At 67.7% G+C, this 21,937-nt stretch carries 20 protein-coding genes and 1 pseudogene; 9 read left to right on the forward strand and 12 right to left on the reverse strand.

Annotation, left to right across the window (positions count from 1 at the left end; all coding sequences use genetic code 11):
• Nucleotides 1-84: 84 nt before the first annotated feature.
• The gene (locus tag C7R54_RS20710) at nt 85-1,179 is read left to right on the forward strand and encodes an alpha/beta fold hydrolase (RefSeq protein WP_129152315.1); all 1,095 of its coding nucleotides are present in this window, start codon (nt 85-87) and stop codon (nt 1,177-1,179) included.
• 40 nt (nt 1,180-1,219) lie between these two features.
• Entirely contained in the window at nt 1,220-1,411 is a 192-nt protein-coding gene (locus C7R54_RS20715) for a SapC family protein (RefSeq protein WP_240039631.1), read from the forward strand.
• On the opposite strand, the gene C7R54_RS20720 is transcribed toward C7R54_RS20715, so the two are convergent.
• The 3 genes from C7R54_RS20720 to C7R54_RS28990 all read right to left on the reverse strand — a co-directional run bounded on the left by C7R54_RS20720 (nt 1,368) and on the right by C7R54_RS28990 (nt 3,814).
• Nucleotides 1,368-2,738 carry an ATP-binding protein gene (locus C7R54_RS20720; protein ID WP_129152316.1) on the reverse strand — a complete coding sequence of 457 codons (1,371 nt, stop codon included), beginning with the start codon at nt 2,736-2,738 and terminating at the stop codon, nt 1,368-1,370. The two genes, C7R54_RS20715 and C7R54_RS20720, sit on opposite strands and share 44 nt — an antisense overlap.
• 7 nt (nt 2,739-2,745) lie before the next feature.
• Nucleotides 2,746-3,480, reverse strand: a complete 735-nt coding sequence (locus C7R54_RS20725) for a response regulator (protein ID WP_129152317.1) — start codon at nt 3,478-3,480, stop codon at nt 2,746-2,748.
• A 196-nt stretch (nt 3,481-3,676) separates the two neighbouring features.
• Complete coding sequence (locus C7R54_RS28990) at nt 3,677-3,814, reverse strand: hypothetical protein (RefSeq protein ID WP_192903712.1); 138 nt, start codon at nt 3,812-3,814, stop codon at nt 3,677-3,679.
• Between the two features lie 464 nt (nt 3,815-4,278).
• On the opposite strand from C7R54_RS28990, the gene C7R54_RS20730 reads away from it, so the two are divergent.
• On the forward strand, nt 4,279-4,788 hold the full coding sequence (locus C7R54_RS20730; protein ID WP_129152318.1) for a thioredoxin family protein: 510 nt from the start codon (nt 4,279-4,281) through the stop codon (nt 4,786-4,788).
• Between the two features lie 68 nt (nt 4,789-4,856).
• Here C7R54_RS20730 and C7R54_RS20735 read toward each other — a convergent pair whose 3' ends face one another.
• From C7R54_RS20735 to C7R54_RS20750, 4 genes and pseudogenes are all read right to left on the reverse strand, one after another.
• The gene (locus C7R54_RS20735; protein WP_129152319.1) at nt 4,857-8,024 is read right to left on the reverse strand and encodes an autotransporter outer membrane beta-barrel domain-containing protein; all 3,168 of its coding nucleotides are present in this window, start codon (nt 8,022-8,024) and stop codon (nt 4,857-4,859) included.
• 511 nt (nt 8,025-8,535) lie between these two features.
• A pseudogene (locus C7R54_RS20745) lies at nt 8,536-8,802 on the reverse strand (homogentisate 1,2-dioxygenase); the annotation flags it as partial.
• 16 nt (nt 8,803-8,818) lie between these two features.
• Nucleotides 8,819-9,022, reverse strand: coding sequence for a hypothetical protein (locus C7R54_RS28995; RefSeq protein WP_192903719.1), 204 nt, complete (start codon nt 9,020-9,022; stop codon nt 8,819-8,821).
• Nucleotides 9,023-9,041: 19 nt separating this feature from the next.
• Complete coding sequence (locus tag C7R54_RS20750) at nt 9,042-9,428, reverse strand: SDR family NAD(P)-dependent oxidoreductase (protein ID WP_129152321.1); 387 nt, start codon at nt 9,426-9,428, stop codon at nt 9,042-9,044.
• Between the two features lie 160 nt (nt 9,429-9,588).
• On the opposite strand from C7R54_RS20750, the gene C7R54_RS20755 reads away from it, so the two are divergent.
• Nucleotides 9,589-10,362 carry an IclR family transcriptional regulator gene (locus C7R54_RS20755; protein ID WP_129152322.1) on the forward strand — a complete coding sequence of 258 codons (774 nt, stop codon included), beginning with the start codon at nt 9,589-9,591 and terminating at the stop codon, nt 10,360-10,362.
• A 12-nt stretch (nt 10,363-10,374) separates the two neighbouring features.
• On the opposite strand, the gene C7R54_RS20760 is transcribed toward C7R54_RS20755, so the two are convergent.
• The 3 genes from C7R54_RS20760 to C7R54_RS20770 all read right to left on the reverse strand — a co-directional run bounded on the left by C7R54_RS20760 (nt 10,375) and on the right by C7R54_RS20770 (nt 14,672).
• A complete protein-coding gene (locus tag C7R54_RS20760) occupies nt 10,375-12,855 on the reverse strand; it encodes a TonB-dependent siderophore receptor (protein WP_129152323.1) in 2,481 nt (826 codons plus the stop codon).
• A gap of 174 nt (nt 12,856-13,029) precedes the next feature.
• On the reverse strand, nt 13,030-14,121 hold the full coding sequence (locus C7R54_RS20765; RefSeq protein ID WP_240039632.1) for a FecR domain-containing protein: 1,092 nt from the start codon (nt 14,119-14,121) through the stop codon (nt 13,030-13,032).
• Nucleotides 14,122-14,162: 41 nt separating this feature from the next.
• Nucleotides 14,163-14,672 (reverse strand): sigma-70 family RNA polymerase sigma factor, encoded by a 510-nt coding sequence (locus tag C7R54_RS20770; protein WP_129152324.1) that lies wholly within the window; start codon nt 14,670-14,672, stop codon nt 14,163-14,165.
• Nucleotides 14,673-14,862: 190 nt separating this feature from the next.
• On the opposite strand from C7R54_RS20770, the gene adhP reads away from it, so the two are divergent.
• Entirely contained in the window at nt 14,863-15,915 is a 1,053-nt protein-coding gene (adhP, locus tag C7R54_RS20775; RefSeq protein ID WP_129152325.1) for an alcohol dehydrogenase AdhP, read from the forward strand.
• 47 nt (nt 15,916-15,962) lie between these two features.
• On the opposite strand, the gene C7R54_RS20780 is transcribed toward adhP, so the two are convergent.
• On the reverse strand, nt 15,963-16,721 hold the full coding sequence (locus C7R54_RS20780; RefSeq protein WP_129152326.1) for an SDR family oxidoreductase: 759 nt from the start codon (nt 16,719-16,721) through the stop codon (nt 15,963-15,965).
• Nucleotides 16,722-16,825: 104 nt separating this feature from the next.
• Here C7R54_RS20780 and C7R54_RS20785 point away from each other — a divergent pair, with 104 nt between their 5' ends.
• Complete coding sequence (locus C7R54_RS20785) at nt 16,826-17,779, forward strand: GlxA family transcriptional regulator (protein ID WP_129152327.1); 954 nt, start codon at nt 16,826-16,828, stop codon at nt 17,777-17,779.
• On the opposite strand, the gene C7R54_RS20790 is transcribed toward C7R54_RS20785, so the two are convergent.
• Nucleotides 17,769-18,833 carry a VWA domain-containing protein gene (locus tag C7R54_RS20790; RefSeq protein ID WP_129152328.1) on the reverse strand — a complete coding sequence of 355 codons (1,065 nt, stop codon included), beginning with the start codon at nt 18,831-18,833 and terminating at the stop codon, nt 17,769-17,771. The genes C7R54_RS20785 and C7R54_RS20790 overlap by 11 nt on opposite strands.
• 73 nt (nt 18,834-18,906) lie before the next feature.
• Here C7R54_RS20790 and C7R54_RS20795 point away from each other — a divergent pair, with 73 nt between their 5' ends.
• From C7R54_RS20795 to C7R54_RS20805, 3 genes are read left to right on the forward strand one after another with little or no spacing between them, the layout of a single operon-like run.
• Nucleotides 18,907-19,977, forward strand: a complete 1,071-nt coding sequence (locus C7R54_RS20795; protein WP_129152329.1) for a S1C family serine protease — start codon at nt 18,907-18,909, stop codon at nt 19,975-19,977.
• 12 nt (nt 19,978-19,989) lie between these two features.
• A complete protein-coding gene (locus C7R54_RS20800) occupies nt 19,990-21,003 on the forward strand; it encodes an AAA family ATPase (RefSeq protein ID WP_129152330.1) in 1,014 nt (337 codons plus the stop codon).
• On the forward strand, nt 20,981-21,931 hold the full coding sequence (locus C7R54_RS20805; RefSeq protein WP_129152331.1) for a DUF58 domain-containing protein: 951 nt from the start codon (nt 20,981-20,983) through the stop codon (nt 21,929-21,931). Before C7R54_RS20800 ends, C7R54_RS20805 begins: the two co-directional genes overlap by 23 nt.
• The last annotated feature ends 6 nt before the right edge of the window (nt 21,932-21,937 follow it).

A 21,937-nucleotide genomic window follows, 5' to 3' on the forward strand; every position in this document is an offset into this window, starting at 1 on the left:
GCGCCCGTCGGCGCGATCGGTTCCAGACGGGCTCGGGCGCAGCGATCACGCGCACCTTACCCACCTCTATTTGGAGCATGCATCATGTCGAACCTTCCGAATTCCCAACGCCGTCGCCTATTGGGCTCGACCTCGGCCCTGGCCGCCCTTGGACTGCTGGACCTGGGCCTGGGCCGGACCGGTGCCGCCCGTGCGCAAGGCGCGCCGCGGACGGATGCCGGAGCGGGGCGGGCAGGGGGGGCCAGCGCATTCGGCGCGATCCGCCAGGTGGAAGCGGGTACGTTGGATATCGGCTATGCGGAGGTGGGCCCGGGTAATGTGCTACAGAGGGAGCCACGGAAGGAACCGGACACGGCGCCCGTTGCCATCCTGCTGCACGGCTGGCCCTATGATATCCACAGCTTCGCCGACGTCGCGCCCATGCTGGCGGCTGCCGGCTATCGCGTGATCGTGCCCTACCTGCGGGGTTATGGCTCGACGCGTTTCCTCTCGGCGGATACCCCGCGCAATGGGCAGCAAGCCGCGGTGGCCCTGGACATCATCGCCCTGATGGATGCCTTGAAGATCGAGAAGGCGGTGATCGCCGGCTTCGACTGGGGCGCGCGCACCGCCGATATCCTGGCCGCGTTGTGGCCGGAGCGTTGCCGCGGCCTCGTGTCGGTCAGCGGTTATCTGATCGGCAGCCAGCAAGCCAATGCCAAGCCCTTGCCGCCGGCCGCCGAACTGCAATGGTGGTACCAGTTCTATTTCGCCACGGAGCGGGGCGCGCAGGGCTATGCGGCCAATGTGCACGACTTCAACAAGCTGATCTGGCGACAGGCTTCGCCGAAATGGGCGTTCGACGATGCGACGTACGAACGGTCCGCGCGGTCCTTCGACAATCCCGATCATGTGGCGGTGGTGATCCACAACTACCGCTGGCGCCTGGGCCTGGCGCAGGGCGAATCCAGGTACGACGATTACGAGCGCCGCCTGGCCGCGGCGCCGAAGATCACGGTTCCCGCCATCACGATGGAGGGCGATGCCAACGGCGCGGCCCATCCGGCGCCGGCGGCCTACGCCCGGCAGTTCACCGGCAAATACCAGCACCGCGATCTCCGGGGCGGCATCGGCCACAACCTGCCGCAGGAGGCGCCGAGGGAGTTCGCGGACGCGGTGCTGCAAGTCGTGAAGTTGTAAGGCAGTCGCGGCCGCGGCGCCGTGCGGCGTCGCGGTGATCATGACCTCGAATACGCTCTCCTTCACGGTCGTGGACGAGGCCAGGTTCAACAAGCTGCCCGACGAGACCTTCCTGCGCTGGCGCGCGAACGGCTGGCTGCCGCTGGTTTACTGCCATCTGCTGTCGATCAACACCTGGCCGGCCCAGATCAACCAGGTCCAGCCTGTCGCGGAGACTGGGACGGCAACCTGAGTTCCGCGGACAAGCCGCCGCCGGGACGGTTGCTCAGGACCAATTCCGCGCCTAGCGCCGCGGCCAGTTGCCTGGCGATGGCCAGCCCCAGGCCCGTGCCGCCGGTTGCGCGGTTGCGCGAGGATTCCACCCGATAGAACGGCTCGCAGACCGCGTCCAGTTCGCCGGGCGGAATGCCGGGGCCACGGTCCAGCACGAAAATCGAGACGGCGCCGTCGCCATGGCGGCGCATTGCCACTTCGGCGGCGCCCGAGAACTTGAGGGCGTTGTCGATCAGGTTGCTCAGCACCCGTCGCAAGGCCTGGGGACGGGTGGACCAGGGCAGGCTCTCCTGCCCCGCCAGGGTGACCCTCCGCCCCGTGTCCTCGTAGTCGTACACCAGGCTTTCGACGAAGGCGCCCAGGTCCGTGCGGGCTTCCTTTTCCTGGCTGCCATGCGCGCTGCGCGCATAGTCGATGCCTTCGCGGACCAGTCGCCCCACCTCGTCGAGATCGCGCTCCAGCTTGTCGCGGTCGGCGCTCTCGTCCATGCTTTCCACGCGCAGCTTCATGCGGGTGATGGGGGTCTGCAGATCATGGGAAATCGCCCCCAGCATCTGCATGCGTTCGGCCATGTGCGACGCGATGCGGCGTTGCATGGCGTTGAACGCCGTCGCGGCGCGCGCGACCTCGCGCGGGCCGTCTTCCGGAACGGGAGGCGGCTTGCGGTTCGGGTCCATGGCATCGGCGGCCTGGGCCAGGCGCGTCAACGGCCTGACGGCCAGCCGCACGGCCAGCCACGCGCATCCCACCAGCAGCAGCAACTGCAGGCACAGCACGACGGGCAGCCACCGCGCCAGGGCAGGCATTTGCAGGTGGATGTCCAGCACCGCGGTGCTGCCGTCGCCCAGCGTGACCTGCGCCTGGATGTGGCGGGGATCGTCCGCGTCGGCCAGGATGGCCAGCGGTCGCCGGCCTCCCAGCGCATCTTCGATGGCCGCGGCGGCGGTGCGCTGCGCGGCCGACTCAAGCGGCTGGCGCACCGTCGCCGGGCCGGGCAGGTATTGCTTGTTGCCGTTCGTCAGGCGGGGATACCAGGCGGCGCGTTCCTGCGGGGGCAGCCGGTCCAGGATGTCCATGGCGATGCCGACATCGCGCTCCAGGTCGCCCAGCATCATCATTCTGGTGGTGGTGTAGCGCTCGTAGAACAGCAGCGAGAACGACAAGGCATGGGCCACCACCAGCCCCAGGACGAAAATCAGGAAGAGGCGCGCGACCAGGGTGCGAGGCCAGAGCCGCGAGAGCGGCGGGCGGGGGGATGGCTGTGATACGGGGGCGGTGGGGGACATGCCGGCGCTACGCCTCCAGGACTTCCACCGCCGACGCGAAGACATAGCCCTCGCTGCGCACGGTCTTGATGAGGGCGGGATCGCGCGCATCCTCGCGCAGCCGCTGGCGCACGCGGCTGACCAGCAGGTCGATGGAGCGGCCGAAAAGATCCGCCTCGCGGCCGTGGGTGAGATTGAGCAGCTGGTCGCGGGTCAGCACGCGCTGCGGGTGGTCGAGGAAGACCCGCAGCAGGCGATACTCGGCGCCGCTGAGCGATACGATGGTGTCGTCCTTGTCCAGCAGATGGCGGGCCGTCGTATCCAGGCGCCAGTCGCCGAAGCGCAGATGGCGGCCCGGCTCCGTGACCTGGAAATTGGGCGGCAGCATGCGGGTGCGGCGCAGTACCGCCTTGATGCGGGCCAGCAGTTCGCGCGCCACGAAAGGCTTGGTCAGGTAGTCGTCGGCGCCCATTTCCAGGCCCAGCACCCGGTCCATGTCGTCGGCGCGGGCGGTCAGCAGCAGGATGGGGATGCGGCGATGCTTGCCGCTGCGCAGCTCCCGGCACAGCACCAGGCCGTCGTCGCCCGGCATCATGATGTCCAGCACGATCATGTCGAAGGTCCCCCGTTCCAGTTGCGCCCACATCTGCCGGCCGTCGGCGGCGAACGTCGCGTCCATGCCGTTCTTGCGCAGGAAATTGCCGGCGAGCTCGCGGATCTCGCGGTCGTCGTCGACGATGAGGATGTGGTCGGTGTGCTCCATGCGCGGGGTCCTTTCGTGTATGCCTTGGCGTTGGTCTTTTCTTGACTGCTTGCGGGGTCCGGCCGGCCGAGCCATGCGCCGACCGCCTGTCCGACGCAAATGTACGGCAGGCGGTGGGCAGGGGAAAGCGGCTTTTGTACGCCTATGTATCCGGAGCGGGCCGCGATATGCGGAGCGGGAGGATGGGGACGCCGCCTTATGGTCCGGACCGCCTGCCGGGCGCCTCGCGCCGCCGCGCCTGCGTACTGGGGACCAGGTCGCACTGCAGCGGCCTGGCCGCCTCGGTCGCCAGGCCGCCGAGCAGCAGGGCGAGCACCGCGAGCAGGCGCCTCATGACCACACCTCCTGGGTGTCATCGCGGAGTATTCGCGGCGGCGGGGCTCCCGTCCCGGACGCCAGGTCGAAAGGCAGCGTCCAGGCGTCCACGTCGCTCGGGCCGGCGCGTCGCCGCGCCGGCTCCCCGGCGGAGAGCGGCGCGGCGGGCGCCGCATGGGCGAGCCGGGTGTCGTGGCGGCGGAAAGCGGGGAGAGTCTGGGCAGCCATGGGTGAGCTCCTTGCGGGTCTTGTGTCGGGGAGAGAAAGCAATCCGTAGCCGCTTTATAGCCACCGCCCGCAAGGCTTGTGTACCGCAATGTATCGGCCCCGGCGCCCGATACACAAACTCGAAAAAAAGGCCCATTTCGGGCACAGGCCGGATACCTGGCCCCGTTGAAATGGCGTCATCCGGCACCGCGCCGGCCCCCCGGGGCGGCGCGCCGGGATCACCGACCCTTTACAGCGATCGCACAGGAGCCCACCATGCTCAAGACCTTGAAGAAACTGGCGCTGGCCACCGTTTTCCTCACATCTGTCGGCCACGCCGCCGCCATGCCCAACGACCCGGCGCCCGAGTTCACCGGCATCGAGAAATGGCTGAACAGCGCACCCTTGACGATGGCGCAATTGCGCGGCAAGGTCGTGCTGGTCGATTTCTGGACCTACACCTGCATCAACTGCATCCACACCATTCCCTACGTCAAGCGCTGGCACGAGAAATACAAGGACCAGGGCTTGACCGTGGTCGGGGTGCACACGCCGGAGTTCCCCTTCGAACGCCTGGAGACCAACGTGAAACAGGCCATCGAACGCTTCGGCATCACCTATCCCGTCGCCCAGGACAATCGCTACGCCACATGGAAGGCCTACAGCAACCTCTACTGGCCCGCCTTCTATCTCATCGACAAGCAGGGCCGTATCGCCTACACCCATTTCGGCGAGGGACGCTACGAAGAGACCGAAGCGGCGATCCAGCGCCTGCTTGCGCAGTGACCGGTCGCCGCCCGCTCCGCGCGGTGCGCAAGAGGGCCCCGGCAGTCCTGACTGCCGGTCGACAAGCCTCAGAAGCGATAGCTGACGTTGACCAGGCCCGTGTTCTGGTAATTGCCGCTGCCGTACTGGCCGGCGTAGGTCAGGCTGACCTTGGTGCTGCGCGTGACCGCGACTTCCGCGCCCAGTTCCAGTGCCATCGCGTTGCGCGCGATGGGGGCGCCCGCCACGGAATACGACGTGTCGCTGCCCTGCAGGGCCAGCGTCGTGCGCGGCTGCACGTCGCCGAAGGCATGGCGCCAGCCCACCGTGGCGCGCAGCGTGCCCGCCATTTCGCCGGCGTTGAAGTCGGTGCTGGCGTGCAGGCCCAGGGTGGTGGTGGTGGTCTGGTTGCGCTCGCTCTCGCCGTCCAGCGCCGCGCTGCCGCCCGACTCCGAGAAGCCGCGCAGGCGCATGTCGCTCCAGACCGCGCCGACGAAAGGCTCGACGCTGGCGCGGTCGGCGATGGGCAGCTTGTAGCCCAGTTCGGCGAAGAGCTGGGAGGTGCTGCCGCTGTAGTCGGCCGTCAGCGTCTGGTTGATCGTGCCGGCGTTCACGCCGCGCTTGGTGCTCAAGTCATGCCAGGTGTAGGCCGCGCCGCCGCTCAGGCGGATCTGGCCGGGACCGGCGGCATAGGCCTTGCCGCCGTACAGGGTGGCGGTGTAGCTGTCGACGTCGGCCTTGGAATCGACATCGCGCGTGCTGAGGTGGCTGCCGGTGTAGCCCAGCGCTCCGCCCAGGCGCAGGCCGCCGCCGACATCGCGGTCCGCCCCGATATAGACCCCGCCGTCGGTGCCGGACGTCTTGGCGATCCCATCGCTGCCGCCTACCTTGTTCCAGTTGCCGAAGACCTGCACCCAGACCGGATAGGCGCCCGAGGTCGGCAGGGAAGACGCATCGCCCTTGCCCAGGTCCGCGGTCGGCCGCCCGGGCAGCATGCCGGCGTCCATGTTGGCGCGCAAGTGCGACAGCGGCAGGCTGACGGCCGTGGTGGAGACCGTCTGCAGGGCCGTGACGTTGCTGGCATGGGCTTCGCCCGACAGCAGGTTGAAGGCCTTGGCCGCGTCGCCGCCGGACAGCGTGACGACTTGCTGGTACAGCGAGTTCGATAGCGGCAGGCCGTCCAGCGAGCGGGCCACGGCGCGCTGGTTGCGCGTCATGCCCAGGGCTTCGAAGGACGTGTCGTTGCGCTCTAGCGTCATGTCGACGTTGTTGGCCGTATAGGCCAACGTCGGCGTGAGGAAGGCGTAGTTGGACTGCACTGAACCGAAGGTGCCGCTCAGGCCGCCGTCCGAGGTCAGGATGGTGTAGCTGCGGAAGGGCGCATAGCTGCCGTCGGTGCCGATGTGGACCACCGACCCGGCCAGCGTGGTCAGGCCGGTGACGTGGACCAGGTCGCTGGCGGTGCTGGCGGGATCGGCCTGCACGGCGTAGGTCGATCCCTGCGCGAACGTCAGGTCGCCATTGACGGTCAACGTGCCGATGCTGCTCACGCCGGCTGCGCTCATGGCGCCCGGCGACAGCGTCGACCCGCTGGCCAGCGTGGTGCTGCCTACCGTCCCTGTGCCGGCCAGCGTGGCGCCGCTGCCGACGTTGACCGCGCTGGCGACCGAGCCGTTCACCACCAGGGCGCCGCCCGTGTCGACGCTGGTGGGGCCAGTGTAGGTGCTGGCGCCGGTCAGCGTAGTGGTGCCGGCGCCGATTTCCACGCTGGCAAGGTTGCGCAACGCGTAGTCATAGGTGAATGCGTTGCCGGCGCCCGGGGCGATGGCGACGGTGCTGGTACCCGTGCCGCCGTCGATATCGCCGATGATTCGCGCACTGCCGCCCAGGATACGCAGGCTGCTGTTGCTGCTGCCGAAGTTGATGGCCAGGCCGCTGCTGTCGGCCTTGATGGTGCCGTAGTTGACGATGCTGGTGTTGGTCACCCCGGTGTCGATGGCCGCCGCCGTCGCGCCGCCGCCTTCGATCAGGCCGCCGGCCAGGTTGTTGATGGTGACCGTGTGGGTGGTGGCGCCGCCGGTGATGACGATGGCCGAGTCCGTCTGGCCGCGGATGGTGCCGCTGTTGGTGATCACGCTGTCCGCGTAGATGCCCTGGGCGGGAAAGGTCGTCGTGGTGCCGTCGTCGTTGTCGATGTGGTCGATGCCGGCCAGCGTGATGCCGCGGCCGAGGCCGCCGCCGACGTTGTCGCCCTCGATCAGTCCGCTGTTGATGATGGTTCCTCCGCCGACCGTCACGCCTTCGCTGACGTCGTTGTAGGACTGCTTGCCGATGATGGTGCCGGTATTGACGATATGGACGATGCCGTCCACGTCCACCCCATCGCCGTCGCCCGTGCTGTTGTTGCCGATGATCGTGCCGTAGTTGGTAATCGTGGCGACGGAGGTGACGCCGTCGATGTTGATGCCGGAACCCGCCTGGCCTTCGATGGTGCCGCCCAGGTTGTTGGTCACGGTGATGACGAAGGGCGTGCTGTCGTCGGCCGCGCCGCCGGTGATGCCGTGGCGTGAGCCGATGATGCGGCCGGTGCCCGCCGTCGTGGCGCCGCCATTGCTGGCGTTGACGATGGTCACGCCGGTATTGTTCTGGGCATCCACGCCATCGTTGGCGTCCGCGGTGTATATGGATTGGATCAGGCCGTCGTTATAGACCGCGCCGTTGACCCCCGGCCGCACGGCGTCGGCGTCATAGGCCTGGATGACGCCGGTGGACAGGTTGCGCAGCACGTTCGCGCCGGTAGTGATGGCGTTCCAGTCGATGGCCTGGCCGCCCTTGGTCGTGCTGTTGCCGGAGATGATGGTGCCCGCGTTGGTCAGCGTGACGTTGCTGTTGCCGACGTTCATCTGGAAGGCGTCGTCGGTCGTGGCCTGGATGAGGGCGCCCGCGGCGTTGGTGACCGTCAGCGTCAGGCTGCCGGTGTTGTCCCGTATGGCCCGCTTGCCGGTGGACACGATGGTGCCGTAGTTGCTGACCGTGGCGTTACCGTTGATCGAGACGGAAATGCCGGAGGTTTTCAGCGTACCGCCCTGTTCCACGGTGCCGGTGTCGCCGGTGGCCAGTGTCTGGGCCGTGGTGCTGGTCGTGCCCGTCGCGATGTCGAAGCTGCCCCCGGCGGCGAAAACGACGGTGGACGGAGCAAGGGCGGGAAGTGCGGCGGCGATGGCCAGGGCCAGTGGCGAAAAGGCGAGACGTTTCATGCGCTTCGTTGTTCTGTATCGGTTGGTTATAAGTGGCCGTGAATTGTCGGGATACCGTGTGACACTTCCATGACGAAGAAAAAAAGATGAAAAAAAGGGCCCGCGAGTCGAGATTCGCGGGCCCCGCCGGTTGGAAAGCGACAGGATTCAGTCGGCGGGCAAGCGCCGCCTGGCGACACTATTAGGTCCCGCAGCGTCCGGGCGGGATGGCGGTCGCGCACCGCGATCACGAAAGGGAACGTGGAGACGGTGGACAGGAAGGGTGAAGTCCTTGACCGGGTCGTAGGGCGCGCGGGCGCGGGCGCCAGGCCGGTCGCCGCCGCCAGGGCGAACCCGGCGCGTAGCAGGTGTCGGCGATGGATGTCCATGTGTTCTCTCCTCCTGGTGCTTGCCATCTGGGTTTTTGCTTTTTTCTTGTCCCGGTATTCGCGGATTATGCGGACGGTGGCGTACCGCCATCGAAATGCGCGGTGAAACCGTTCCAGACCGCGTCGGTGAAGGGCGCGGTCTGCCAGGCGCCGGCGGAGATTTCGTCGAAGCGCCGGTGCATGGCGGAAGGACGGATGCGATACATCCACGTGCGCAGGTTGTGGTCGCGCGGCGTGGTGAATGCCGACCCGGACAGCAGTTCCGTGTACAGGCCGTGCGGTGCGCGCTGCGGGGAATTGCGGCCCACGGGTAGCGCGCCGGCAATCGCTTCCGTTTCGAAGCGATTGCCGAAGCCGCTGAGGTAAGTGAGCGCAGGGTGGGTAAGCGCAGGCGTGGCGGTGCCGGCCATGGTTGTCTCCTTGTCGTCAGCGTCCGCTGGGCGGCGCCTTTTCTTCGGGGGCGGCGTTGGCGGCGGAGATGCGGCCCCGGCACTCGCCGAAGCCGATGCGCACGCGTCCGGCCGCGCTGCAATAGCCGGTCAGCGTGATCTCGTCGCCGTCGGGCGAGAACCGGGTGTAGGGCAGGTTCTGGATGGGGAAGTCGCAGCCCGGCGCGTTGGCGGATGCCACCCAGCTGCGCAGGTCGGGGTCATGGGTGGCGTCGATCGAGGCGTGGATCGTGGCACATTCCGCTGGGCCGCGTGACGTCGCCGCAAGACGTGGCCGACAGCATCCTCGCCGCCGCCGCCTTGCTGAAGACCGCCACGGGCACCCGGCCGTAGGTGGATTGCAGGACCTGGGCGGCGCTCGCATGGGCGTCATCGTCGGCGAGCGGCAGGCGCAGCGCCAGGTGGCCGGCGCCGGGCAGTTCCGCCAGCAAGGCTTGCGCGCGGTCGGCGCCCTGGTGGTAGCCGATCGCGACCGTCGCGCCCTGGGCGGCGAATGTTTTCGCCGTGGCGGCGCCGATGCCGCTGCTGCCGCCCGTGACCAGGGCGATCTTGCCCGCCAGGAGGGCGGCGCTGGAATTTGTCGTCATGAATCTGTCCGTATAGTGAACGTCACTGCCCGGCGGGCTGGACCGCCTGTTGTGCTGCCTGTCGTGCCCGGTAGGCCGGACTACAAGCCGCTCCCAGCCTGGACGCCTGGCTGCGATTGTTTTCTAATCGGCCGGATCCGAACAGGGGGAATTCCGATAAATGGACATGACTGTGGAGGGAGGCTCCCTCAAGCGCGGGGTCTTGCTGCTCAAGATCCTGGCCAGCGCGGGAATGCGGGGGCTGGCGTTGACCGAGATCGCCGCGCGGGCCGCCTTGCCGCATCCATCGGCGCACCGCGTGCTGCGACAACTGGTGCAGGAGAGGCTGGCGGACCATGACGGCGAGACGCGCCGCTACCGGCTGGGTCCGCTGGCGTTCGAGCTGGGCGTGGCCAGTTCGATGATGTACGACATACGGGACCTTTGCGAGCCGGCCATGGCGGCCCTGGCGAAGCAGACCGAGGACACGATCTACCTGGTCGTGCGCAGCGGCTTCGATGCGGTGTGCATGCACTGCCACGAGGGCAGCTTCCCGATCAAGACGCTGGTGCTGGACGTGGGCAGCCGCAGGCCGCTGGGAATAGGCGCGGGCGGCCTGGCGATCCTGTCGGCCGTGCCGCTGGAGGAGCAGGCCCACATCATCGAGCGCATCGCGCCTTCGCTGGACCGCTATCGCAACCTGACCGTGGAGGATCTCGCCGCGGCTTGCGCCCAGGCGCGCGAGGCGCGGATGGCGGTGATACGGAACCGCCTGAACCTGGGGGTGAGCGCCGTAGGCCTGCCCTTGCGCAATGCCGCCGGCCAGCCGGTCGCGGCCCTGAGCGTGGCGGCCATGAGCCAGCGCGTGACGACGCGGCGCATCCCCATGCTGGCGGATCAATTGCGCGCCGCGGTGGCGCAGGCCGAGACGGCCCTGCGCTGGGCCGGCGTTTGAACGCCCGCTGCCTTACATGTGATACCGCAGCGTCAGCATCGCGTTGCGGCCGTCGCCATACACGCTGTAGAAGCGGCCGGGTGGCCGAATGTAGTAGTCGCGGTCGAATATGTTGTTCAAGGCAATCGACACGTCCACGTTCTTGTTGACCTGATATCCCAGCGTCGCGTTGAAGATGGCGTACCCGCCTTGCGTCACCCCGCGCGTGATGGCGGTCTGCGCCAGCATGCCGCCGCCCACGCTGACGTCTTGCAGCGGGCCGTCGGTGAACTTGTACTTGGTCCACAGCTTGAAGAGGTGCTTGGGGTCGGTGCCGTCGGTCAGGTTGGCCTGGTCGTTGTCGAACTTGACGTTCAGGTAGGTATACCCTGCGTAGACGTTCCAGTTCGGCGTCGGCTGGCCGTTGAGCTCCAGCTCCACGCCCTGGTTGCGCGCCTTGCCGCCCGGGATGCTGCCGGTGGCATGGTCGGGGTCGGCGACCGCGCGGTTATTGTCGTTGATGCGGAACAGGGCCACGGTGGTGTTCAGGCGGTCGTCCAGGAATGAATTCTTCACGCCGACTTCATATTGTTCGCCGGTGCGCGGCGGCAACAGGGCGCCGGTGTAGGTCGTGTCCGTCTGCGCCGTCATGAAGCGCGAGAAGTTCGCGTAAGCGGTGGTCGACGGCGCGATGTCCCAGACGATGCCCGCCGATGGCAGGAAACGGTGGTTCACGTCGGCGATGGTGTCCCAGCTGGGCTGGTCCGCCATCATGTTCTTGGTGCGTTCCTTCAGGAAGGCCTCGCGCGCGCCCAGCACCAGGGTGAGGGGATCGGCGACCTTGACGCGGCCTTGCGCGTAGAAGCTGTACTGTTCGAGGCGGTCCTTGGCGTCATTCTTGAAGGGGACGCTGACTTCGGGGACCTGGTTGGGGTCGTAGAGGCTGAACAAGCCGCCCGGGTATGGCCCGGGCACGGAGACGTAGCCGGATTTATTGCGGTCGTTCGCCTGGGCGTAGTTGGCGCCCACGGTGAGGATATGCGTCTGGCCGAAGGCCTGGACCGGTCCGGAGGCGTGCGTGTCGAAGCCGGCCCAGTCCAGGGCGGAGAGCTGGCGCTGGTCGCCGAAATACGCGAGCCCGTCGGCCGTCGCGGCGGGGCCGGAGTAGGCGTACTTGGAGCTGAGGTCGGCTTCGCGGTAGAACGCGGTCGAATCCCAGGTCCAGCCGTTGTCGAAGCGATGCGTCAGGTTGGCGTTGGCCTCCTTGATCGCTTCGTAGGAGTGGTTCCAGTCGGGACTGTAGTTGTCGTGGTAGGACCCGGGCACCCGGCCGACCAGCGCCGTGCGGGCATCGTTGATGACGCCGCCCGCGCCGTAGTCCTGGCCGGTGATCTTCGTGACCTGGTAGCCGGCCGAGAAGGACAGGATCGTGCGCGGCGAGAAGTCGTAGTCCAGCGCGACATAACCCATGCCGTTCCTGTTGCGCGTGGTGTCGATCGACTGCCCCCAGTTGTTGCCCGCCAGCACCACGCGGCCGCGCAGCGTGCCTTCCTGGTTCAGCGGGCCGCCCACATCGAATACCTGGCGCGCGCCGCCGAAGGTGGTGGTCTGCGTTTCGCTGGAGAAATGGAATTCATCCTGCGGGCGCTTGCGCACCAGGTTGACCGTGCCGCCGGGTTGCCCCAGCGCGTCGTCGGTGACCCCGGCCGGGCCGCGCAGCACTTCGACGCGGTCGTACATGGCCATGTCGAACTGCTGCTGGTACTGCAGGCCGTTCATGACGGATACGCCATCGAATTCGATGCCCATCTGGTTGCCGCGCGCGCGGAAGTACCCCGTGCCGTCGCCGTAGTCCACGGAGCCGACGCCGGTCACGTAGCGCAAGCCTTGCTGGATGGTGGCAATGTTCTGGTCGTCCATGCGCTCGCGCGTCAGGACCGATACCGACGCGGGGATTTCCTTGATCGGCACGGGTATCTTGCCCACGGTCGCGGTGGTGGCAGCGTAGGAACCGGTGCCCTCCGTCGTCCCGTCGGAGATGGCCTTGCCCGTGACGCTCACGTCGGGCAGCGTGGCGGCGGCGATGCGCGCCGGACGCAGCAGGTAGCCGCCGTTGTCCTGGCGCACGGCCTCCAGGCCGGTGCCGGCCAGCAGGGACGCCAGCGCGGCGTCCGGCGTATAGCGGCCCTCGATGCCGGGGGTGCGTTTGCCGCTGGTCTGGTCTTCCGTGAAGGTCAGCAGCACGTTGGCCGAGCTGGCGAGCTTGCGCAGTGCCGGCGCCAGCGAACCGGCGGGAATGTCGTAGACCTGGGCGGCCGCCTGCGCCGTTGTCACGCCCGCCTGGGCCTGGGCTGGCGCGGGCAGGCCCGCATATAAGGCCAGGCCGCAGGCGGCCGCGGTGACGCAAGCGACGGCGCGGGGCTGGGACGCAGCCAGGCGCGGCGGGACGGGATGGGAGTGCTGGCTACGGTTCTGGTTGGTGAAACGCGCGCGGCGACGGCCGACGATAGGCATGGATACCCCACAGGATGGCGGTTGAAACGAAGTCCTTATGGGAGAGGTGCCGCCAGAAGGCGGATCGGGCAGTCGCCGGGGCTGTTTTTCGAAAGAAAGTTGTAACGGCGGTGGGTTGCCATGTCGGCTTTCTCCGCCACCCTTGCCGCGGCCTTTCGTGCTGCCCCGCCGCGATCAGGCGGCAAGTTCGAGCGTGACCCAGTAGCGCGTGAGTCGCCGGATGCGCACCGGCAGCACCCTGGTCACCATATCGAGGATGCGGTCGGTGTCCGCCAGCGGGAAAACGCCGGATACGCGCAGGTCGGCCGCAGCGGGGTCGCAGCGCAGGAACCCGGTCCGGTAGCGGGCCAGCTCGGCGAGGAAGTCGGCCAGCCTTTGATCCTCGGCGACGATCTGACCGCGCGGCCAGGCCAGGTCGCGGTCGGATAAGGCCGCGGCGCCCTCGACGGCGTAGCGGGTAAAAGTGGCGCGCTCGCCGGCGCGCAGCAGGCGGAGCCCGGCGGCATCCTCGACGGGCACGATCTCGACCGCGCTTTCCAGCACGGCCACCGCGCTGTAGCCGTCGTCCTGGCGCACCATGAAGCGCGTGCCCAAGGCCCGGATACGGCCTTCCTCCGTTTGCACGATGAAAGGCCGCGGATCCGGCTGGCCGTCGACCAGCGCGTGGCCGGTGATGATCATGGCTTCACCCGCGACCAGCCGCAGCAGGCGGCGCTGCCCATCGAATTTCACGTCGATGGCGCTGCCGGTATTGAGCAGGATGCGGGTGCCGTCGCTCAGCGCCACCGCGTGCTGCTGGCCGACGCCGGTGCTGTAGTCGGCCGCCGCCTGCCGCCAGGCTTGCGTGCGCGAGGCCAGCAGGGCGGACGTGCCGAACGCGGTCCCCCACAGCAGCAGGCGCACGGCTTTGCGGCGTCCCCGAGCGGCAGGCCCCGCATAGGGAGACAGCGTCCGGTAGGCCGCGCGCGGCTGCATGGCCGACAGCCTTTGGGTCACCGCTTCGATGTGGCGCCAGGCGAGTTCGTGCTCGGGGTCGGCGGCGCGCCATTCCTGCCAGCGCTGCCGGTCGCCGTCGGTGGCCGCGCCCGACATCATGAGCGTCAGCCATTCGGCCGCGGCGTCGGCGGTGGCCTCGCTGATGGGCTGCCCGCAGGCCATGGGCGGCGCGCCGGCGGCCGTGCCCGTCGTGCTTCCTCGCGTCGACATGCGGTGGTCGGCGGACGCGGGCGGCGACGGGGGCTGCGCGGCGGGGCTGGGTATCGGCATGGGGCAGGGCTGATCTCTGGGCGGACGGCTGTGCATCGGCACTAGAACGCCAGGGCGAACAGGCATTGCCGATTGGCTCGAGTCAGGTACTGCTTGACGGAGCTGGCGGACACGCCCAGGCGCGCCGCGATGTCGGCGTAGCTGAGGTCTTCGAGGTGAGCCAGCAGGAAGGCTTCCTTCACCTTGGGCGGCAGGCCGTCGAGCACCTGGTCCACCTGTTGCAGGGCCTCCAGCGCCAGCAGCCTGTTTTCCGGCGAGGGCGCCAGCGCTTCCGGCAATGTCGCCAGCATTTCCAGGTAGCTGGATTCGAGCAGGTGGCGGCGGTGGCGGTGCGCCACCAGGCGGCGCGCCACGGTCGCGAGAAAAGGACGGGGCTCTCGAATGGCCGGTGCCGCCTTCGCCGTCATGACGCTTACGAAGGTGTCCTGCGCCACATCGGCGGCGTCGAAGCTATTGCCGAGTTTCTTGCGCAGCCAGCCGAGTAGCCAACCGTGATGGTTGCTGTACAGCGTATGCAGATCCTGCTGCGCCGGGAGGTTGGCGGTCGGCATCGGTCAACCGCTGGTCACGCGGTCCTCGGAATTGAATAGGAATAGTTATCATTTATAACCTGATCGGTACAGGTTGGGCAATGAGTTATGACTTTTATCAACACCCTTCACCTAACATTGCGTATTCTTGTTCGCTGGTTCACAGGTCTGTTGGTTCGCGGTCGAATGCTTACTTTCCCGGAGGTATGCCATGCCTAGCACCATGATTGCAGCGGTTGTCGAGAAGTTGGGCCAACCGCTGGTTCTACGCGAATTGCCGATTCCCGCCCCACGCCGTGGCGAGATCCTGGTGAAAACCGAAGCCTGCGGCGTCTGCCATACGGACCTGCACGCCGCCAAGGGCGACTGGCCCGTCAAGCCTCACGCACCCTTCGTCCCCGGCCATGAAGGCATCGGCCGCGTTATCGCGGTGGGCGAGGGCGTGACGACAGTCAAGGAAGGCGACCGGGTCGGCGTCCCCTGGCTGTATTCCGCCTGCGGCCATTGCGAGTTCTGCCGCAAGGGGTGGGAAACGCAATGCGACAGCGCCGAATACGGCGGCTATACGCGCAACGGGGGGTTTGCCGAATACATACTCGCCGCCGCCGACTATGTCGCGCGGATCCCGGACCGCATCGATCCGCTCCAGGCCGCGCCCATCGTGTGCGCGGGCATCACCACCTACAAGGGCGTCAAGGAAACGGAAGCGCGGCCGGGCGAGTGGATCGCCATTTCGGGCATCGGCGGGTTGGGCCACCTGGCCGTGCAATACGCCAAGGCCATGGGCCTGCACGTGGCGGCCATCGACGTCGACGACGGCAAGCTCGAACACGCGAAGAAATTGGGCGCCGACCTGGTCTTCAATGCGAAGAACGGCGATCCCGCGGCCGCGTTGAAAAAGGAAATCGGCGGCGGCGCGCATGGCGTGCTGATCACCGCGCCGTCCATCCCGGCCTTCCACCAGGGCATCGCCATGACCCGCAAGCTGGGCACCTGCGTCCTGGTCGGCCTGCCGCCCGGAGACTTCCCCACGCCCTTGTTCGACGTCGTGCTCAACCGCATCACCATCCGTGGCTCGCTGGTCGGCACCCGGCAGGACATGGTGGAAGCGCTGTCCTTCGCCGACGAGGGTTCGGTCAAGGCCGACATCGAACTGGCTCCCCTATCCGACATCAACTCGGTGCTGGACCGCCTGGAACACGGCAAGGTCCCGTCGCGCGTGGTGCTGGACCTGCGCAACGGCGTCCAGGCCGCCGGCGCCTAGCCGCGACGTGCCGGTCGGGCGTCCAACCGCCCGGCCGTCCGACCGCTTCAGACCGGAATCGGATCCGCGACCACGGCCGCGTTGAACTGGTTGACCAGCGCGTGCTCGTCGGGGCCGGGGTTGGCGCGGAAGGGCTTGACCGCGTCGACGATGATTTCCTCGGCGTCGCTGCCCAGCCTGGCCAGGGTCTGTTCGATGAAGGCGTCCAGCGGCATGGCGCGCGGGTCGCCGCTTTTCCGGATCAGGTCGGTATCGACCCAGGGCGGCGCGATCTCCTGGACGCGCACGCTGGTGTCGCGCAGCATGAAACGCTGCGACATGGCATAGGAGTGCAGCGCGGCCTTGGACGCCGAGTACACGGCGGTGGCGGCCAGCGGTACGTAGGCCAGCATCGAGGTATTGTGGATGATCGTCGCGCGCGGCTGCCGCTTGAGATGCTCCACCAGCGCCGACGTCAGGCGGATGGGCCCCAGCAGGTTCGTGTCCAGGATCCGGCGCGAGACGGCGTCGTCGATTTTCCCGCCGGCGTCGTCGAAAGGCATGATGCCGGCATTGTTGACCAGCACATTCAGCGACGGATAGCGCTCCATCAGCGTGGCGGCCGCGGCGTCGATGCTGGCAAGGTCCGACACATCCATTTCGACGGCGCCGATGCCGGGATGGGCCGCGGTGATTTCATCCAGCAAGGCCTTGCGGCGCCCGCCGATGATGACGGTGTTGCCCAGCGTGTGCAGGGCCTCGGCCAGGGCGCGCCCGATGCCGGACGTGCCGCCGGTGATGAATATTGTGTTACCGGTCATGTTCATGATGCATCCTTGAGTGGGGAACGAAGCCATCTTAGGCAGGCTTGCTCATTTCTCAAATGACGTATATGGTCGTGTTTTAGGACGCGAGCGGAATCGATACGGACATGCACAGGATCGGCTATCTGCTGAAGGACGGTTTCCAGTTGATGTCGCTGGCGACCCTATCGGTCTTCGAATTCGCGAACCTGGCCGCCGGCGACGATTTCTACGAAATCGCCCATTACTCCCTGCCGGGCGGCAGCGTGCGCGCCTCGTCCGGGGTGCCGGTGATGACCGTCAAGGTGACGCCTTCCACGTATGCGGACACCTGGATACTGGGCGGGGTGCTCAACCCGATCGAGCAGCCGTCCCTGCCCCGGGAACGGGCATTCGTGCGGCAGGCCGCGCAGGCGTCGCGCCGGATGGCCGCCATATGCACGGGCGCCTATACCCTGGCGGAAGCGGGCCTGCTGGCGGGCCGCCGGGCCACCACCCATTGGCTCTACGCGGACGCGCTGCAGGCCCGTCACCCGGACATCCAGGTGGAAGGCGACCGCATCTACATCGTCGATGGCTCGCTATGGACGTCGGCGGGCATGACGGCGGGCCTGGACCTGGCGCTGGCCATGGTGGAAAAAGACCTGGGGCCGGACATCGCGCGCCGCGTGGCGCACAAGCTGGTCATGCACCAGCATCGCTCGGGCGGCCAGTCGCAACATTCCGAGATGCTGGACCTCGCGCCGAAGTCGGACCGCATCCAGACCGCGTTGAACTATGCGCGCAAGAACCTGGCCCAACCCCTGACCGTGGAGGTGCTGGCGGAGCAGGTCCACCTGAGTCCGCGGCAGTTCAGCCGCATCTTCACCGAGGAAATCGGGCTGTCGCCGGCCAAGGCGATCGAGGGGTTGAGGCTGGAAGCGGCGCGCCTGATGATAGAGCGCAGCCGCCATCCGATGGAGGTCATCGCGCGCGAGACCGGATTCCGCGACCGCCGCCACATGCGGGAGGTATTCCTGCGCGGCTTCGGCGTGCCGCCGCAATCCCTGCGCAGGGATGCGCCGCCGACGCTCAGCGCCTGAACCAGCGGATCGACAGCAGGCAGGCAAGCAATAGCAGGAAGGCCGCCGTGGCGGCGAGCAGCGCGCTGATTTCGGTATCACGGCGTTCCAGCGAGAAACGGGTCGTTAGATTGCTGTAGACCTTGCTCAGGTCGCCCGACGATCCCGCCAGGAAATATTCGCCGCCCGTCAGCTTGGCGATCGTTCGCAGCGTGGGTTCGTCCAGCTGCATGAAATACGACCAGCCGTCGCCGCCCACCATCCCGCCTTGCGGCGTGCCAAAGCCGACGGTATAGACGCGCACGCCCCGACGGGCGGCCATGCGCGCGATGCCTATGGGATCGGGGCCAGTCGTGCGGCGGCCGTCCGTAAGCAGGATGATGGCGCCGTTCCGGTACGACCCGGGTTCGACGGGAGGCCTTTCCTCTTCCCGCTTTCGCGCCGCTTCCACTTCGCTGTTCTTGCCCAGCGGCGCCGGTATCCCCCCGAAGCTGGAGAACTGGTCGTTAAGCAGCAGGGCTTCGAGATTCGCCCGCTCATCGGGGAGCAGGGTCGACAGCGCGACGATGAGTCCGCTGCCCGTGGCGGTGCCCGTCTGCAGTTCGAACCGGTCGATGGCTTCGATCATGTCCTGGTGATCTTCCGTCGGCGGCTGCACCACGGTGGCCGACGCCGCGAAGGAAACGATGCCCAGGCGCACGCTGGACGGCAAACCCTCGACGAAATGGCGCGCCGCTTCCTGCGCCGCGCTGAGGCGCGTGGGCGCCACGTCGCCGGCCTCCATGCTGCGTGAAACGTCCATCGCCAGCACGAGCGTCAAGGTATCGGCGGGCAGCGTGACGGTCGCGCTGGGCCGCGCCAATGCCAGCAAGGCCATGGCCAGCGCCAGCCAGCAAAGCAGCGGGGGGATATGCCGGCGCAGTTTTTGCGCAGGCCCCATCGCGGTGCGCGCAAGCGTCAGGTTGGGGTAAACCACGACCGCGCGCTTGCGCCGCGTCATGACATAAAGATATGCCGCTGCCAGCAGGGGAAGTGCGAGCAGCAGCCAGAGTAACTCCGGCCAGAGAAACCGCATGTCGTTCTCCTTGGCGGGTCGGTAGGACGATGGTACTTTAGATCCACGACGGGACGGAACTCCGGTGGCAACCATGAAACGAGTTGCGCGTTACGGATGGTCGGCGGCGGCAATCGCGCTGGTTTTCGTTGCAGGCCTGGGAACTGCCTGGCTGATGCAGCCGCGCTTGCGCACGCTGACGCAGGACGATATCGATTCCGCCGTGCTCCACACTCTGCAGACCAAGCGCCTGCCTTCGCGGCCGGCACGCGCCGCCGAGGCCGTGCGCGCATCCGTTGTCGAAATCATCGGTTACCCGAAGCCCGCCGAGAAGCCGGCCGGAAATTCCGCCGAGAAGCCGGGCGAGAGGCCCGGCGAAAAGCCGACCGCTCCGCCCGGCAGCGGCAAGCCGCCGGGGCCGGACGGGCAGGGCAAGGCAAGCCCCGGCAAGCCGGATGCCGGCACGCCGCCGCCAGGCAGCGCCGACCCGCCCAAGGCCGATCCGCGACGGGCGGACCAGGATAAGGCCAAGGATCAGGCCAAAGACCCGGCCAAAGACCCGGCCAAGGACCCGGCCAGGGAACAGCCCAAGGATCAGGCCAAAAAGGGAAACGATGAGGACGACGAGCGCGTCAACATAGGTTCGGGTGTCGTTATCACCGAACAAGGGGTCATCCTTACCAATTATCACGTCATCGCCGGCGCCGCCCGGCTCAAGGTCCGGTTCTATGATGGACAGGAATCCGACGCCACGGTGATAGGCGCGCAACCTGAAAAGGATCTCGCCGTCATCAAGGCGGCGTCGCTGCCGGACGACCTGCCGGCGGCGACGCTGGGGTCCAGCCGCGACCTGGCGCCGGGCGACGAGGTGGTGGCGGTCGGTTTTCCCTTCGGCATCGGCCCTTCGGTATCGGCCGGCGTGGTGTCCGGCCTGGACCGCGAATTCGTGTCGGAGGAAAACCACCAGGACCTCGATCACCTGATCCAGTTCGACGCGGCGGCCAATCCCGGCAATTCGGGCGGCCCCCTGGTGAACATGAATGGCGAAGTGGTGGGCATCGTGACCGCGATACTCAACCCCACCAACGCCAAGACTTTTGTCGGCATCGGCTTTGCCACGACCATAGAAAGCGCGGGCAGCGCCGTGGGAATTTCACCTTTCTGAGGGCGGAGGACTATGAACCAACCAGTCATGGGCGCCGTGGACAGCGCCAACCTGATGGAACGCCTGCTGTACGAGGTGAAGCGCATCGTCGTCGGGCAGGATCATTTCCTGGAGCGGGTGCTGGTCGCCATCCTGGCGCGCGGCCACCTGCTGGTGGAAGGCGTGCCCGGCCTGGCCAAGACCTTGACGGTGAACACGCTGGCCAGGACCATGCGCGGATCGTTCAAGCGCATCCAGTTCACGCCGGACCTGTTGCCGGCGGACCTGGTGGGCACCCGCATGTACAACCAGCGCACGGGCGAATTCTCCACGGTGCTGGGGCCGGTCTTCGCCAATCTGCTGCTGGCCGACGAAATCAACCGCGCGCCGGCCAAGGTGCAGAGCGCCTTGCTGGAGGTCATGCAGGAGCGCCAGGTGACGATCGCCGGGGAAACCCATGCCGTGCCCACGCCCTTCCTGGTGATGGCCACGCAGAACCCCATCGAGACCGAGGGCACCTATCCCTTGCCCGAGGCGCAGATCGACCGCTTCATGATGAAGGTGCTGGTCGGCTATCCCAGCGAAGAGGAGGAAGTGGTCATCGTCAATCGCGTGACGGGACCACGCATCGACGTGAGTCCTGTCGCCATACCGGAACAGCTGGTCTTGCTGCAGGACGAATGCCGGCGCGTGTACGTGGATCCCCAGCTCATCCAGTACGCCGTCCGCGTGGTGGCCGCCACGCGGGCGCCCGCCAGTTGCGGGCTGGCGGACATGCAGCGCTACGTCACCTTCGGCGCGAGCCCGCGCGCCAGCATCGCGTTGATCGAGGGCGCGCGAGCCCTGGCGTACTTGCGCGGCCGCGATTACGCCTTGCCGGAGGATGTGGTCGACCTGGTGCCCGACGTGCTGCGGCATCGGCTGGTGCTGTCGTACGAGGCCTTGTCCGACGGCGCCAGCCCGGACCAGCTTATCGGCCGCATCCTGCAGGCCTTGCCGGCGCCCGAGCGCCCATTGGAAAGCCATGTTCGGGTGGCGGCGGGCTGAGCGGCGCGGGGCGCCCGCGGGCGCCGGGGGCCCCGTCGCGCCGGCGGCGGGGCCGGCGGACGCCTTGCTGCGCAAGCTGGAATGGACCGTCGTCCGCCGTCTGGACGGCCTGCTGCAAGGCGACTATCGCACCCTGTTCCGTGGCGCGGGCCTGGACTTCGCCGACCTGCGCGAATACCTTCCGGGCGACGACGTGCGCTACATGGACTGGAACGTCACCGCGCGCTTGCAGGCGCCGCACGTGCGCGAATTCCAGGAAGACCGGGAGATCGCCGCCTGGTTCCTGCTGGACCTCAGCGGTTCCGTGGACTTCGGGTCCGGCGACGTGCGCAAGCGCGCCCTGTCCACCGATTTCACGGGCGTCATGGGGCGGCTGCTGACCGGCCATGGCAACCGCGTGGGCGCCATGCTGTACAGCGGCGGCGCGGGCACGCGGCCTGCCGTGCTGCCTGCGCGATCCGGCCGGCGGCACCTGTTGCACGTGCTGGACCGCTTGCGCGCGACGGCGGCCGCGCCACGCGGCGAGACGCGCCTGCGGGAGCTGCTGGACCACGCGCGCGGCGTGCTCAAGCGCCGGTCCCTGCTGTTCGTGGTGTCGGACTTCATCAGCGAACCGGGCTGGGAGGCGCCGCTGGGCATGTTGAGCCGCCATCACGAGGTGATCGCGGTGCGGCTGACGGACCCGCTGGAAACGGCATGGCCGGATGTCGGCCTGGTGATGCTGGAGGACGCGGAGACCGGCGACCAGCTGCTTGTCGATACGCACGATGCCGGCTTCCGCGCCCGCTTCAGCGCCGCCGCCGACGCGCGCGAGACCGCGCTGAAAGAGGCTTTTTCGCGTTGCGGCGTCGACTGCCTGTCGTTGACCACGGCGCAGCGGCTGGACCAGGCCTTGCTGGAATTCGCCCGCCGCCGCAAACGGAGATGAAACCAA

This window comes from Achromobacter aloeverae (genome assembly GCF_004121055.1).
GTDB lineage: Bacteria > Pseudomonadota > Gammaproteobacteria > Burkholderiales > Burkholderiaceae_B > Bordetella_C > Bordetella_C aloeverae.

Excerpts from the sequence above, each read along its gene's own strand:
- C7R54_RS20795 (WP_129152329.1), top strand. The coding sequence starts at position 18,907 with ATGAAACGAGTTGCGCGTTACGGATGGTCGGCGGCGGCAATCGCGCTG.
- C7R54_RS20720 (WP_129152316.1), bottom strand. The coding sequence starts at position 2,738 with ATGTCCCCCACCGCCCCCGTATCACAGCCATCCCCCCGCCCGCCGCTC.
- C7R54_RS20725 (WP_129152317.1), bottom strand. The coding sequence starts at position 3,480 with ATGGAGCACACCGACCACATCCTCATCGTCGACGACGACCGCGAGATC.
- C7R54_RS20715 (WP_240039631.1), top strand. The coding sequence starts at position 1,220 with ATGACCTCGAATACGCTCTCCTTCACGGTCGTGGACGAGGCCAGGTTC.
- C7R54_RS20805 (WP_129152331.1), top strand. The coding sequence starts at position 20,981 with ATGTTCGGGTGGCGGCGGGCTGAGCGGCGCGGGGCGCCCGCGGGCGCC.
- C7R54_RS28990 (WP_192903712.1), bottom strand. The coding sequence starts at position 3,814 with ATGAGGCGCCTGCTCGCGGTGCTCGCCCTGCTGCTCGGCGGCCTGGCG.
- adhP (WP_129152325.1), top strand. The coding sequence starts at position 14,863 with ATGCCTAGCACCATGATTGCAGCGGTTGTCGAGAAGTTGGGCCAACCG.
- C7R54_RS20755 (WP_129152322.1), top strand. The coding sequence starts at position 9,589 with ATGGACATGACTGTGGAGGGAGGCTCCCTCAAGCGCGGGGTCTTGCTG.
- C7R54_RS20710 (WP_129152315.1), top strand. The coding sequence starts at position 85 with ATGTCGAACCTTCCGAATTCCCAACGCCGTCGCCTATTGGGCTCGACC.
- C7R54_RS20730 (WP_129152318.1), top strand. The coding sequence starts at position 4,279 with ATGCTCAAGACCTTGAAGAAACTGGCGCTGGCCACCGTTTTCCTCACA.
- C7R54_RS20800 (WP_129152330.1), top strand. The coding sequence starts at position 19,990 with ATGAACCAACCAGTCATGGGCGCCGTGGACAGCGCCAACCTGATGGAA.
- C7R54_RS20735 (WP_129152319.1), bottom strand. The coding sequence starts at position 8,024 with ATGAAACGTCTCGCCTTTTCGCCACTGGCCCTGGCCATCGCCGCCGCA.
- C7R54_RS20790 (WP_129152328.1), bottom strand. The coding sequence starts at position 18,833 with ATGCGGTTTCTCTGGCCGGAGTTACTCTGGCTGCTGCTCGCACTTCCC.
- C7R54_RS20750 (WP_129152321.1), bottom strand. The coding sequence starts at position 9,428 with ATGACGACAAATTCCAGCGCCGCCCTCCTGGCGGGCAAGATCGCCCTG.
- C7R54_RS20760 (WP_129152323.1), bottom strand. The coding sequence starts at position 12,855 with ATGCCTATCGTCGGCCGTCGCCGCGCGCGTTTCACCAACCAGAACCGT.
- C7R54_RS20785 (WP_129152327.1), top strand. The coding sequence starts at position 16,826 with ATGCACAGGATCGGCTATCTGCTGAAGGACGGTTTCCAGTTGATGTCG.
- C7R54_RS20765 (WP_240039632.1), bottom strand. The coding sequence starts at position 14,121 with ATGCCGATACCCAGCCCCGCCGCGCAGCCCCCGTCGCCGCCCGCGTCC.
- C7R54_RS20770 (WP_129152324.1), bottom strand. The coding sequence starts at position 14,672 with ATGCCGACCGCCAACCTCCCGGCGCAGCAGGATCTGCATACGCTGTAC.
- C7R54_RS20780 (WP_129152326.1), bottom strand. The coding sequence starts at position 16,721 with ATGAACATGACCGGTAACACAATATTCATCACCGGCGGCACGTCCGGC.